This window comes from Lacibacter sp. (assembly GCF_057361365.1).
In genome coordinates, this window is sequence record NZ_JBMQSG010000015.1 from 171,205 (window position 1) to 184,630 (window position 13,426).

Annotated in this window: 11 protein-coding genes; 4 read left to right on the top strand and 7 right to left on the bottom strand. The window is 40.3% G+C overall.

The window, feature by feature from the left end; genetic code table 11:
* Window positions 1-10 precede the first annotated feature (10 nt).
* Window positions 11-3,046 carry a hypothetical protein gene (locus ACO1QW_RS14540; protein ID WP_486259721.1) on the top strand — a complete coding sequence of 1,012 codons (3,036 nt, stop codon included), beginning with the start codon at window positions 11-13 and terminating at the stop codon, window positions 3,044-3,046.
* A 332-nt stretch (window positions 3,047-3,378) separates the two neighbouring features.
* Here ACO1QW_RS14540 and ACO1QW_RS14545 read toward each other — a convergent pair whose 3' ends face one another.
* A complete protein-coding gene (locus ACO1QW_RS14545) occupies window positions 3,379-4,209 on the bottom strand; it encodes a sugar phosphate isomerase/epimerase family protein (RefSeq protein WP_486259723.1) in 831 nt (276 codons plus the stop codon).
* 185 nt (window positions 4,210-4,394) lie between these two features.
* Here ACO1QW_RS14545 and ACO1QW_RS14550 point away from each other — a divergent pair, with 185 nt between their 5' ends.
* From ACO1QW_RS14550 to ACO1QW_RS14560, 3 genes are all read left to right on the top strand, one after another.
* Window positions 4,395-4,949 (top strand): RNA polymerase sigma factor, encoded by a 555-nt coding sequence (locus ACO1QW_RS14550; RefSeq protein WP_486259725.1) that lies wholly within the window; start codon window positions 4,395-4,397, stop codon window positions 4,947-4,949.
* Window positions 4,950-4,960: 11 nt separating this feature from the next.
* Window positions 4,961-5,323 (top strand): hypothetical protein, encoded by a 363-nt coding sequence (locus ACO1QW_RS14555; RefSeq protein WP_486259727.1) that lies wholly within the window; start codon window positions 4,961-4,963, stop codon window positions 5,321-5,323.
* A gap of 237 nt (window positions 5,324-5,560) precedes the next feature.
* A complete protein-coding gene (locus ACO1QW_RS14560) occupies window positions 5,561-5,956 on the top strand; it encodes an Hsp20/alpha crystallin family protein (protein ID WP_486259729.1) in 396 nt (131 codons plus the stop codon).
* Between the two features lie 77 nt (window positions 5,957-6,033).
* Here the strand turns inward: ACO1QW_RS14560 and ACO1QW_RS14565 are convergent, their stop codons facing one another.
* From ACO1QW_RS14565 to ACO1QW_RS14590, 6 genes are all read right to left on the bottom strand, one after another.
* The gene (locus ACO1QW_RS14565; RefSeq protein WP_486259731.1) at window positions 6,034-7,143 is read right to left on the bottom strand and encodes a BamA/TamA family outer membrane protein; all 1,110 of its coding nucleotides are present in this window, start codon (window positions 7,141-7,143) and stop codon (window positions 6,034-6,036) included.
* Window positions 7,144-8,658, bottom strand: a complete 1,515-nt coding sequence (locus ACO1QW_RS14570) for an NAD(P)H-hydrate dehydratase (protein WP_486259733.1) — start codon at window positions 8,656-8,658, stop codon at window positions 7,144-7,146.
* Between the two features lie 81 nt (window positions 8,659-8,739).
* Window positions 8,740-9,198, bottom strand: coding sequence for a hypothetical protein (locus ACO1QW_RS14575; protein WP_486259735.1), 459 nt, complete (start codon window positions 9,196-9,198; stop codon window positions 8,740-8,742).
* A gap of 44 nt (window positions 9,199-9,242) precedes the next feature.
* Window positions 9,243-10,400, bottom strand: coding sequence for a Na+/H+ antiporter NhaA (gene nhaA, locus ACO1QW_RS14580; RefSeq protein ID WP_486259737.1), 1,158 nt, complete (start codon window positions 10,398-10,400; stop codon window positions 9,243-9,245).
* 64 nt (window positions 10,401-10,464) lie between these two features.
* Window positions 10,465-12,363 (bottom strand): OstA-like protein, encoded by a 1,899-nt coding sequence (locus ACO1QW_RS14585; protein WP_486259739.1) that lies wholly within the window; start codon window positions 12,361-12,363, stop codon window positions 10,465-10,467.
* Window positions 12,364-12,369: 6 nt separating this feature from the next.
* Window positions 12,370-13,362, bottom strand: a complete 993-nt coding sequence (locus ACO1QW_RS14590; protein ID WP_486259740.1) for an MlaD family protein — start codon at window positions 13,360-13,362, stop codon at window positions 12,370-12,372.
* Between the last annotated feature and the right edge of the window lie 64 nt (window positions 13,363-13,426).

Below are 13,426 nucleotides of genomic sequence, written 5' to 3' on the forward strand. Positions count from 1 at the left end.
TTTATCATTTATGAAGAAATGTTTTACAAGCATGTTGCTTGTACAGGTATTCTTTTGCCTTTACCTGAAAGCCCAAACTACCGATGTATTAAGAAATGAATTAGATGCCATTTTCCAGCATGTAGACAAAAGCCAGATACCTACTGGCTACCTCGAAGAATACGGTCCCGGCTTTGTACCCTTTACTTCTTTTAATGGTCTACTTACAGACAGTAACCGTTTTAATTTTGATAGTTGGCAATTGATCTACGGACAAATAAAAGCTTCCAAAATTTACGGCACATCATCATTGCCTTCGCTCCCTACTGTAATTACCAGCGTGAAAACAGCTGGTAATAATGCCGCAAATATTTTTGCTGTGCCATTATTACTTATGAATTATAGCATTCTCAACCAAAATGCTGTACAACAAAATCTGTTTACCGTAAGTAACAACCAGATATTTGATGTGCCTGGCCGTTCTCAAAGTCCCTATCAGCAAAGACTTTTATTTGGTGCCACGCCTGCCGTAAACCATAGCAATACGGGAACTGTGCAGGTGCTTTTTAAAGCGGATCTGTTTTATACAAACAGCGGCAAAACCATTAGTACCATCCACGTTGATTTTAACGATCGTAATGGTTATGTGGTAATATCGTTGAATACGCCATTTACTAAAACCTATACCGATACGGGTTATAAACGCTGGAAAGTAAAACTTACCTGTACCGATAACAGTGTGTATGAATGTTATACGGACTTCCAGGTAACAGATATCGCTGCAACCAGTAATGTGCCATCAAGATATGGGAGTAACCCGGACATTATTGAGCAACAATTTAATGAAGTGCTTGGACCCGGGCCCTGGGCACACAGCGGTGGAAAGGTAACCGTATGGTATAGCCGCAAAGGCACGGAACGAACATTGAACAAACCGTTTATAATTGTGGAAGGGTACGATGCAAGCAGGGTTGCACCAAGTATAAAAGACCCGCTTGATTATCTTGAATTATTAAGGCTTATTCGAAATCAACCAGAAAATTATGATTTTGTAGGAAATCTGGACGACATCGCAGGTTACGATCTGGTGTTCCTTGACTTCAATAACGGTACTGATAATCTACAGCGTAATGCCGCTTTGTTTCAACAGGTGCTGGGTTGGGTAAATCAAACTAAGGCGGGTAACCCGAACCCACAAGATAATGTAGTGTTGGGCTTAAGCATGGGTGGGATGATCACCCGTTATGCACTGGCCGATTTAACAAAACAAAATATCGCTACGGGTACTCGCTTACTTATCAGTCATGACAGTCCTCATCAAGGTGCCAATACACCATTAGGCTTACAATATATGACCCGTTTTCTGGCAACCAGAGGGGGGATTGGTGGTATGATTCTAAATGAACTTGATATTGTGAGGCAGGGAAATGCCTTATTGGATGAGCCTGCCAGTGCAGAATTACTAATTTATAAAGCAACAAGTCCCACAACTTATTCAGCAAATACTTTTCTCGCAACAACTTATCGTAACAAGGTGACTTTTGCTCCAACAGATCCGCAGCCAACTTACAGGTTTATTGCCATTGCATCGGGTTCAGAATGCGGGGTTCCTTTATTTGCTGCGGGGTCAGATATTATAAATGTTTCAGGTTTCACCGTGGTTCCGCTACCTTTTTTCCCTTTTACAGGAGGTGCTATAAAACTGACCGCAATTGTAAAATCATTACCTGCAAATGGCTTTTCAAGCAACATTGCTCATTTAGAAATATCCCGTTCAATAAATATGCTATGGGGTGCTATCAATTTTACTAAAACATTAGAAAGCTTCGATGCATATTCTCCGACTGGGGCTTTGCCTTTGGATGGTGCGCCTGGTGGAACGGTCGATGTCGCAAAAAGGTTAGGGGATAAAAATTCACGTAATCTCGTTGTGCCTTTAGGATTAAGTATTACCAATGTGAACTATACACTGCAAGAAAAAATTTGTTTTGTTCCCATTACGAGTTCATTGGACATTACAACAGCTGATAATACCTCATTGTTTGCAACCTATAGTGGGGGAGTAAGTCCTGGTAATCCTTCCCGTGCACAAACATTTAAAGCACAAGAATCTTATCCAGGGCCCGGGAGCACAACATTGTATAACAAAGAACATCGCTTCTTTACAGCAAGAAATGCCAATTGGGTATTTAATGAAATGGAGGGCATTACTCCAAACGATTTAAACTGTTCCAGCCAATGTCAGCCTTCTGGATTTACAATAAATGGGCCGAGTTCATTTTGCAATAGCGACAATTATTATTTTGAACAACTTCCATCAAATGGAGCAGTTACAATTACATGGTCGGCCTCTCCATCTGGTATAGTTACGCTCACCACAAATCCTGATAAAAGTGTTACCCTTACAAAAATAGCCGACGGAAATGTAACACTTACTGCCACACTCACAGGTTGTAATTTTACAAATAATGTTTTCACTAAAGCAATTCATGTTGGATCATATACTGGTTCAGATTATCGGTTAGATGCTAATGGCTCTATAAGCGGTTATTTGCCGTGGTGTCCAAATAAGAGTTATGGTTTTGCAGTTACTAATATGACGCCTGGAGCCACTGGATCTAATTATGTATGGTCAATACCCCAAGGGTTTACACAAAATTATATAAGCGATTATCTGTGCGTGGTAAATTCTCCAAATGGAACAAGTCCTTCCACAGGAACGATGAATGTTTCCTTTACAGATGGATGCGGCGGCACTATTACTAAGTCTATGTTTGTTGCGTATTCTTCAAGTGCCTGCAATACAACTAATCCTTGCTTTATTGTTTCACCCAACCCTGCACCATATTATGTGAATGTGAATGTAGCTTCAAGTTGCAGTGGTAGTACATACATCAAGCAAATAGAATTAGTTCAGGCTTCTACCGGAACATCAGTCTTTTACCAAAATTATAGTTACACAAATCTTACTTCCACAACAATAAATCTCTATAGCTTTATTGCAGGAACTTATTATGTGAGAATATATGATGGAACCAGTTGGAGTTCTTATACGATAATACACTAAACCTTACAACAAGTATCAGGGCAGCGAGCCATTGTGCATGTTGCCCTGATTTTTCTTCATCCCAGAGCTTACTCATTTCTGCCGCCTTTCAAGGAAATTACAACAGTAGGCCTTATCCCCTTCGTGATTGATAATCGGAAGCTGGCGTAGAGATGGGGGTAGGTAGTAAAGTGTGCTGGCTTCTTGCGGCTGTATATAATTTTATATAAACGCTGGCAATATGCAGGTCAGACAAAGAAGCCAACGATCATTTTGCGTCGCACAATTGCGCAGCTCAGTTTATAACCTGCGGTTTTGCTAAACCCCGGAGGTTTGGCCACAAAGGCGAAAGCTTATTTTTTAGTTGTCCTTATAACTGCTCTTATATATCCAATAGATTCAGCAATACCCATAAACGGGTTCTTCATATCTCTTTCATGTTCCAGGCTCAGCATTCCTGAATAACCTGTTTCCCGCATCATTCTTACAAAAGAAGGATAGTCGATAATGCCACGGCCAACTTCTACAGAATAGCCTTGTTTCGTTGGTGCAGTTACATCCTTTAAGTGCATATCAAATATCCTGCTGTGATATTTTTTCAGATCGGCAACCGGATCTTTTCCATTGCGGGTATCGTGGCCGATATCAAGGCAAATACCCATACGTGGATCGAGATCTTTAATATGATTCCAGGCATCTTCTGCATCGGGATAGGTTTTTATGTCGGGCCAATGAATATGGATGGCGTACTTCATATCATATTCCTGCACTTTTTTATTTACGTAAGGCAATAACTCATAATTCGGAACACCAACGATCAATTTTACACCAACACGTTTTGCATAGTCGAATGCCCGGTCAACTTCTGCTTCAGTTTTCATATAAATGGGACCAACAGCGTATGCAGTAACAGCTTTTTCTTTCAGCTTTGCATGAAAGGCAGCAATTTGTTCGGCGGTACTATTCAATGGTAAATGAAAATCTTTCACACAGAGGTAATGGACATCGGTCCGTTGCATGGTAGCAAGAGCTGTATCAATTCCAAAATTGACAAATGTATAGCCTGCAAATGCCAGTTTAAACTTTTCGTAGGTATCAATGGCAGGCTGCGGATCGGGTCGGTTTTGAGCACTGATGAAACCGCAGGAAAAGTAAACAATTAATAAAAGGAAATTTTTCTTCATTTGCCCTAAAACTAAAAAACATTTGCCGATAGCAGAAGCTTTTACAACCTAGTTCATAATTTTTTGGCGTCGAACCGGGCTATGTCGGTCTGAAAGTTTGCCTTTCATCCGGTTTCCAATTTTTCCTGCATCTTTAAAGTAAAATCAATCAGCCTTCGTTCTTTCTTAAACAAATGTACGATGGCATGGAGTCAATGGCTCATCAGCAAACGATCATATCAACCATAAGCAACTACAGCAGGCAGTTGTTTGGTTTTATACGCAGCCGTGTAAAAACGAACGAAGATGCCGAAGACATTCTGCAAGATGTGTGGTACCAGTTCAGCAATTTGCCGGCTGTGGATGATATCAATAATATTGGAGGATGGTTATACCGGGTAGCCCGCAACCGTATTATTGATAAATCACGAAAGAAGAAAGATGCGTTGCTGGATGATTACAGTTATGAAGATGATGAAGGTGTCAGTTTCTTTTCATCCATACTCCGGAGTGATGATGAAGATGCTGAAACGCAAAGTATGCAGCGATTGTTTTGGGATGAATTGATGGATGCGCTGCAGGAGCTTCCGGAAAAACAACGAAACGTATTTGTCTGGAACGAACTGGAAGATATGACGCTGCAGGAAATAGCCGACCGTGAAAATGAAAATATTAAAACCATTATCTCCCGCAAGCGGTATGCAGTATTGCACCTGCGCACCAGGCTTGAAACATTGTACAACGATTTTTTAAACAATTAATATTATTAACGATGATGAGGAATAAGAATAAAAAATGGATGGCCTTTATACCAGTGCTGATCGTAGCAGCGGTATTTGTGTTTGGTTGGCTCGTGATGTTTTTGTGGAATACGGCATTGGTGCCGGCCACAGGTTTTCATGTGATCACATTCTGGCAGGCAATAGGCATACTTGTATTGAGCAAAATATTGTTCAGTGGTTTTGGTGGAAAAGGAAGGCATAGAGGCGGCCCAGGCTGGAAACAGAACTGGAGCAATATGACTGATGAAGAAAAAGCAAAGTTCAAACAGGAGTGGTGGAAGCGTTGTGGTCATTATCCAACAGAAAAAGAAATAAAACCGGAAAGTAAACCCACACAGGAACAAAGTTTATAAAAGCATTTATCACGGTGAAGCCCGAACAAACTGTTCGGGCTTTTTTATTGTTATGAAGTGTCATGGTTACAGCCGTCGAAATGTTTTCTTTAACCCGGTTCTTACAAACCGGGTTATACAATGAAGAAGTGTTGGTTTTAGCCATGAATAATTTTTAGACATTAATGAGTAAAGTATTTTTTTTAACTGACCGTCTTTTTTAGAGTAAACATTTTTTCTAACAAAAAAGAAATGACTATGTATCACCAGTCACACGCCGCAAAAGGCGATCATTACGGAAGCAGCAAACGGCACCTGCTTTACCGTTCAATGCAACGAGCCGCAGTTAATATTTACAAAACCGAAACCAGTTATGAAATGCTGGTATTTGCACCAGGCAGAATTAAAGAACATTTTGCGGTGAATGTAAAAGGAAATGAATTAACAATTTCCTACACACCGCCAGATGGTTTTCCAAAATTTGATTGGGTCTTGCGTGAATACAGCCGTGGTGGTTTTGTACGTACGTTTACGTTAGATGAAACCATTGATGCTTCTGCTATTTCAGCTAAGTATGAAGATGGTGTATTGCAGGTGAGCTTACCTGTTATTGCAGGAACACAAACAAAACAACAGGAAATCAAGATTAGTTAAGTTGGTTGGTTTTTCCCGCCTGCTGTCGGGCAGGGGTTAAGTTCAAAGGCAGTTCGTTTATACGGGCTGCCTTTGTTTTAAAACGCTTCTCCAAACTGAAGGTAAAAACCATTGTTGCCTTTACCATTTCCAAAACCATAGTCGAAACGGATATGCAGTTTTTCGTTTTTGTTTACGGCAAAACGAAGTCCGCCACCATAGGAATATTTTATACGTTGCAATGAAAGTTTGCTGAAACGCCCAGCCACATCGCCCATGCCGGCAAAGCCAACAGCACTAAAACGTTTGTATAAATGGATGCGGTATTCTGTTTGTAAACTCAGCAAATGATCATCCCTGTAACGACCGCTGTAAAATCCACGCATACGATCGGCGCCGCCAAGTGATGCAATACTTCGTATGGGAACATCGGCGCCTGTATTTAAAAAGATATATCCTTGCAATGCAAGAACCTGTTTTCTTGCAATCTGCTTAAACCATCTTGCATCGGCAATGATATTGTTGAAACGATGATCAGAAAATAAAAGGGAAGAATAATGCGTGCCTTGTAATGAAAATAAATGTCCTTTGTTTGGCCAGAATGTATTGTTGCGTGTATCCCAAGAAAAACTTAATCCCACACCTGATACCTGGTAGGGATTGCGTCCTGCAACATCCTGCTGATCGAACAAACCTCCCGGCTTTGTATTAATGTTGATGACACGTTGAAAATCGTAGATCAATCCTGCAAATAATTTTTGTGCGAGTAAACGTTCACCATGCAGTCGCACATAGAATTGTTTGAAAATATATTCTTCTTCGTTGCTGTTGGGCGTATGATTTCCCACTCCCCAAAAACGATCAGGAAAAGAACTGAATGAAAAATGGCTGTTGAGAATATATTTGTCTCCGGGGAAGAAAACGGGTCCGCTTACAGTAAACAAAAATTGTTTACGCAATGAATAACTTCCAAGAAAACGAATAGATGAAGTGCGTGTGGTGGAATCTTTTTTTCTGGTTGTATAAAAGGTATAACTGCCGCCTGCGCCAAACGACCAATCTGTTTCAATGGAACGGGAAATAACCGGCAATGCAATTAAATGACTTTTGTTTATTGATGAATCATTTTTTGTTTGTGATAAAGAATCAAACATTAACAGTAGAAATAGCAGCAGATATTTAATTTTCAATACATACTTCAGCTGCATCTATAAAATTGTTTGAGACAGTTGAAGAAATACATTGCCGAGATGTTGGGTGATATCGCTTGCCAGCATTGCTTCCTGCGATAATTGTTGAGCGGCCATATCACCTGCTGCACCGTGAATATATACGCCAAGTATGGCTGCATCCTCCGCATTATATCCTTGTGCCAGCAAACCGGTTAAAATGCCCGTTAATACATCACCACTTCCGGCAGTTGCCATGCCTGCATTGCCGGTACTATTAAACCATGCATCGCCGTTAGGGCTAGCAATAAATGTATGATGACCTTTCAGCACAATTACACAATTTAACTCTTCTGCTTTTTGCAGTGCCAGTTCTTTGCGTTCAAAATCATTATTTGTTTTGCCAAATAAACGTTCAAATTCTTTCGGGTGAGGAGTGAGGATGCATTCTTCGTGCAAATGTGCAGTAAGATCTTTTTTGATCGATAAAAGATTCAATGCATCTGCATCAAGCACGATTGGCTGATGTGCGGTGTGCAACAGGTTCATCAATACTTCAGCTGTTTGTTCATGCAACCCAATGCCCGGGCCAATACCTATGGAAGTATACTTCGACATGTCGGCCGGCATTGTTGAAAGATGTTGCTCTTCATGATCCAGTTCAAGCATTGCTTCAGGCACCGTCGATTGCAAAACAGTATAACCACACTTTGGTGAATGCGTTGTAACTAACCCTGCACCACTACGTAACGCTGCTTTTGTACATAGAACTGCTGCGCCGTTTTTTCCATAGCTACCAGCCATGATCAACGCATGCCCATGCACACCTTTGTGTGAAAACGTTTTTCTTTTCTTATAAACAGAATGAATGATCTGCGGATCGATGAGTTGATGGTAGGCAATTGTTTCGTGATAGTATGCCGGGTGCAAACCAATATCAAGCAAATGAACTTCACCAAACCAATCGGCATTTTCCTGCATCATGAAACAGAGTTTATACAGCTGGAAGCTCAGTGTATGATCGGCTCTCATGCATGTATGTTCTTTGCAACTTTTGTCTGCAAACATTCCCGTTGGTATATCAATAGAAATTACAGATGCAGGGGAGTTGCTGATATGTTGCACGAGTTGAAGCATCAAACCATCGATTGGTTTGTTGAGCCCTGTGCCCAGCAAAGCATCAATGGCTACATCATCGGCAGTTAATGCAGGAAAGAAAACAGCTGATTGAATAAAATGAATATCGGAAGTGTAACTATGCAGTCGTTCAAGATTCTGTTGGAAATCATCCGTGCCCTTTGCACCGGTTTCAAAAATGTAAACTGATACAGCAATGCCTTCCTGTAATAAGATTCTTGCAATGGCCAAACCATCGCCGCCATTATTTCCTTTGCCACAGAAAATATGCAGTTTCTTTTTTGAATACTGATGCTGCAGTATCCATTTACTACAGGCTGTTGCAGCACGTTCCATCAGATCAATGGAAGCGACCGGTTCATTTGCAATCGTAAATGCATCCCAGGCCCTGACCTGGTCGGCAGTAAACATTTTCATCGTCTAAAGTTACAATAGCGTTCATGAAAAAGAAAAGGCCCGATGAAGATCAGACCTTTTACCGAAACCAAGAGAACGAAATTATTTTTTGAGAAACGAGAATCGAACCGATACTGCAACGGTTGCTGCACGAAAACGAACCGATTGAATAAAGTTTAATTCAGGTTTCCAGTCGATAGATAAATTAATTGGAACGTCAGTAAACTGGTAATCGACACCTGCAATGCCTGCTATACCTAAGTTATCGTCGCCTTTAAAACCCACATACGCACCGCCGCCATAAAACCAATGCATGTTAGGCACTGCGTTAATAGGTTTAAACACTTCATACAAGGCGCCAAGTGCAATAGGATCAGTAAGGTTCACGATAGCTTCTACTGCCTTACCATTATTGAAATGATAACGATAAGTAAAACCGGTTGATACAACCTGGTCGGCACTACCTAAGCGAACACCGACCTGGTGACGGTATTGCGCAGACGCAGATAAACCAACCACTGAAAGCAAAAGAATAAAGAGAAGCTTGCGTAACGACATCATATTTTAAACGTTGAACACAATCACCGAAAATGATGCCAATGATGTTATTGTTTTTCTTTTATGAAAAATTTAAACCAGGCATATCCAAGAATGATTGCAATGACTGACGCTACCATAACGGCCATCTTACTAATATCCTGTGTGAAAGAATCCTTAAATGCAAGCATTGAAATAAAAATACTCATGGTAAAACCAATGGCTGCAAGCAAACCCAGACCGATCATGTGTCTCCAGCTGATACCTTCTGCTAACTCGCCCAGTTTGAATTTCACCAATAACCAACAGAAGGAAACAATTCCTACAGGTTTGCCAATCAGCAAACCGAACATCACTCCAAGACTCAACGAATTAGTTAAGTGGCCAACGAAACCCGACGGAATGAGTATAGCCGTATTAGCCAAGGCAAATATGGGTATGATGAGAAAGTTGACATAGTTATGAAGCGCATGCTCAATACCGTTCAATCGTTTAACAGGGATAGTAAATGCAAACAATACACCGGCTATTGTTGCATGTACTCCCGAATTGAAAAAGCAAAACCACATGACAATCCCCAATAAAAAATGCAGGGGGCCAAAAGGCAGTTTAAACCTCGTCCATAAAAGGAGTGCTGTAAAAATGAACACACCTATAAATAAATAGAGCAAATGAATAGTGCTGGTATAAAAAACAGCGATGGCAACAATGGCGCCCAGGTCATCGATGATGGCGAGTGCAGTCAAAAATATTTTCAACGCAACAGGTACACGTTTACCCAATAACGAAGCAATGCCTAGTGAAAAAGCGATATCGGTTGCCATTGGTACACCCCATCCATTTGCATAGTTTGTTCCGCTGTTAAACAAGGTGAAGATGAGAGCGGGTACAATCATACCACCCAAAGCGCCAACAACAGGCAATATCGATTGTTTTAAAGAAGATAATTCTCCATTCACCAGTTCACGTTTTATTTCCATGCCCACCTGGAAAAAGAAGATGGCCATGAGTCCATCATTTATCCAATGCAAAACTGAATGTGGCAGAAAAGATGATACATGCACTTCAGTATTCCAAAATGAAAGATAACCCGTGCCCCAAATACTATTGCTGACGATCAATGATATAATTGTACAGACCAGCAACATAATGCCAACGGCCCGACTGTCGTGAATAAATTCGAGTAGGGGAGAAATGAAAGCCCGCTTCAGGAAATGGAAAGGCATTCACGAAGATAACCCAACGAAGTGAAGAACTTGTAAGTTTTAAGTTCTAAAGTTTTGAGTTTTCTTATAGAAACAATTCCAATTTCGTTTTTGGTCGTTTACTTTCGAACCATTGAAAGTTCTGTAATTTTTTCTGATCCTCGGGTAACTGTCGAATGGGGTAGGTGGTGCCTTTTACTGAACTGGTGAATTTAACTTTCTGCGGACTTCGTTCTTTAAAATACATATCGATCATATCGGCAGTGGTGCGATTCATACCAACATAAGCACTGTCATCGTCCTGTGCGTAATAAATACTTTCGGCGCTTCCTTTTGCTTTAACAAAATCAAGTTCACCATTAATGAAATAACCATTGATGGTGCGTCCTTTGATCTGATTAAAGAAGTTTGCATTTTCTCTTACATTCTGCACCAATAAACCATTTTCAAAAACGTAAAGTCGTTTTGGCTTTTTGTTTTCCGTGAAAATAAAAATCGTATCGCCGCTTACCTGGCTGCCTTTACTCCATGCAATAGGATCATGAAAGAGTTGAAATATGCTATCCACTCCAGAATAAAATAAACTATCGGCAACAGCTTGCAATGAATCATTAAAAATACGCACATGCCTGAATGCAGTAATAAATCGCAGCGTATCTGTTTCCTCTTTCGGTCGTATTTTTTTGATCGTTGATGAATCAATAACAGCAATAACGCTACTGTCGGCAACCGGCATTTTTGTTGAATCACCTAATACAAGTACTGGCTTTACTTTTAACGTTGGGGGAGGATTAGTGATGTTATCTTTTTGTGCAACGATCACTGGTTTTTTAACAACGGCTGCAATTGTATCTTTTGTATTTACAACAGCAAAGCTATCGGTAATAATAACAGCAGAATCTTTAATGATATTGTTTGAATCGTTGGTTAAGATTGAATCAACCTGGATAATTTGTTTTCCTTTTAAAGTGTCAAAAGCACTGATATACCCGCTTTTCATACCGGCGAGATCTCTCATCAATCCCGAGTAAATGGTATCGGCAGCAATAAATACGGAATCTTTATTCTGCACTACCACCATCACCGGTTTTTCAGTAGCGAGAAAATTCTTTTTCTCCTTATTGAAGAACACCCTGTTGGCAAAGAGCAGTGCACCTTGTGCCGTGTCTTTATATTGTACATTTCCCTTTGCTTCACCAAAACCTGTTTTGTCATCAAATGCAAAATCATCGGCAATCATGGTTGAAGTGCTGTCCTGCATGCGTGAACGACTGCCGAACTTTGCTTTCTTCAATTTCAGATCATAATAACCTTCTCTTGTATTAATGATTGATTGACCACTTTTGATCGTTGTTGGTGCAATAAACGTTGCCACCTGGCTGCTGGTATTATATAACAGTGAATCACTTGCCAATGCCACTTCAGGATCGCTCATTTTTACATTGCCAACAAAATAAATGTCTTTGATATCGGCATAATAAAAACCTTCTTTACTATAGAGCGTGGTTTGTTTGCTTTCAATACGTCCGCCATTGCGATAAGTGCCCACTTTGCCATTCATATCGTAGTCCATCTCATCGGTGTACAACGTGCTGTTGCCATCGCTGAGTTTTACTTTTTCACGAAAGGTGGCAATTTTTTTTGCACCATCGTATTGCATGTATTGGGAATAGATGTTAACAGAATCGGCATCGTTAATATGTACGTTGCCATAGGACTGCATAAAGTTTGTCTTTTCATTATACACTACGCTATCGGCCCAAAATAGAGTCCGGCCCTGGCGTATATGCACATTACCTACAAGTATCTGTAATTGGGTTGCAGAATCAATTGTTTTAAAATCGAAACGATTGGTTTTAAGGATTTCAACCACCCTTACCGTATCACTTGTTTGTGAGGGGCGGGGTGGAAGTGTTTTTTGCTGGGCAGATAATACACTCACAGAAATAAGCAAACAGCACAATAAACCAATGCGAACAAACACGTTCAATTATTTTTGATTGTTATAGATGCTATCGGCCAATGGAGCTTTTAATGGTTCAGTTTTATCTTTTTTTCCACCAAAGACAGAAACATTTATATAACGCTTAGGATGCAGTTTAAAATCATCGAGCAAAATATTTAAGCTGCGGGTTGTATTCTGCAGGTTATTATAAAGCTTCGGATCATGAATGAGCAAACCAAGTGAACCATCCTTGCTATTGGCTTTCTGCAAAATTCCTTGTAATTGTGTGATGCTGTTGTTAAGATTTGTAACTGTTTCCTTTAACTGAAGTTCAGATAGCTTTTGAGAAGTGTTCTTAAAGTTATCGATAGTGGTATTCAACTTTTCGTTGTTGGTATTAAGATTGGTGGTAAAGGCTTCAACATTGGTTAATGTTTTTGACAAAGCACCGTTTTTACTGTTGAGCATTACCGATAAGTTGTCGGATGTTGTTTTCAGGTTTGCAATGGTATGACGGAGGTTCGATTTCGTGTTTTCATCAAACATGCTGTTTACATTCCCCAACAATAGTTTCAATGAATCAACCGCCTGCTTCACATTCGCCATTACCGGATCAATGCTGTTTGAAAGCTTAGATAGAAGATCGGGGTTTTCACTACTATGCAACGTATCACCTTTTGCAAGAAAGGTATTGGAGTTACCCGGTAAAATGCTGATGGATGAATTACCTGTAAGGCTGGCATTAATGACCGCCACTGAATTGCTGGGGATATTTATCTCGTCGAGGAGGTTAATGGTTACAACCACTTCGCTCACATTTTTATCGAGTTTATCGATTTTATAAACATTGCCGATACGATAGCCTTTTATTTTTACCTGGTTAGCCGGTTCAAGTGCTCCCACATCGGGGAAACGTGCATACAACACGTTTGATTTTTTTAGAAGTGTTTTTCCCTTCAAAAAATTAAAACCAAGTATCAAAAGGGTAACAGCTATAACGGTTAAGGCGCCTACTTTGGTTTCGTTTGAAAGTTGCATGTTTGATTAGTTGCTTTTTAGCCACCCCGGTACTTACCAGGATTACTCGACATAAAAATCTTCA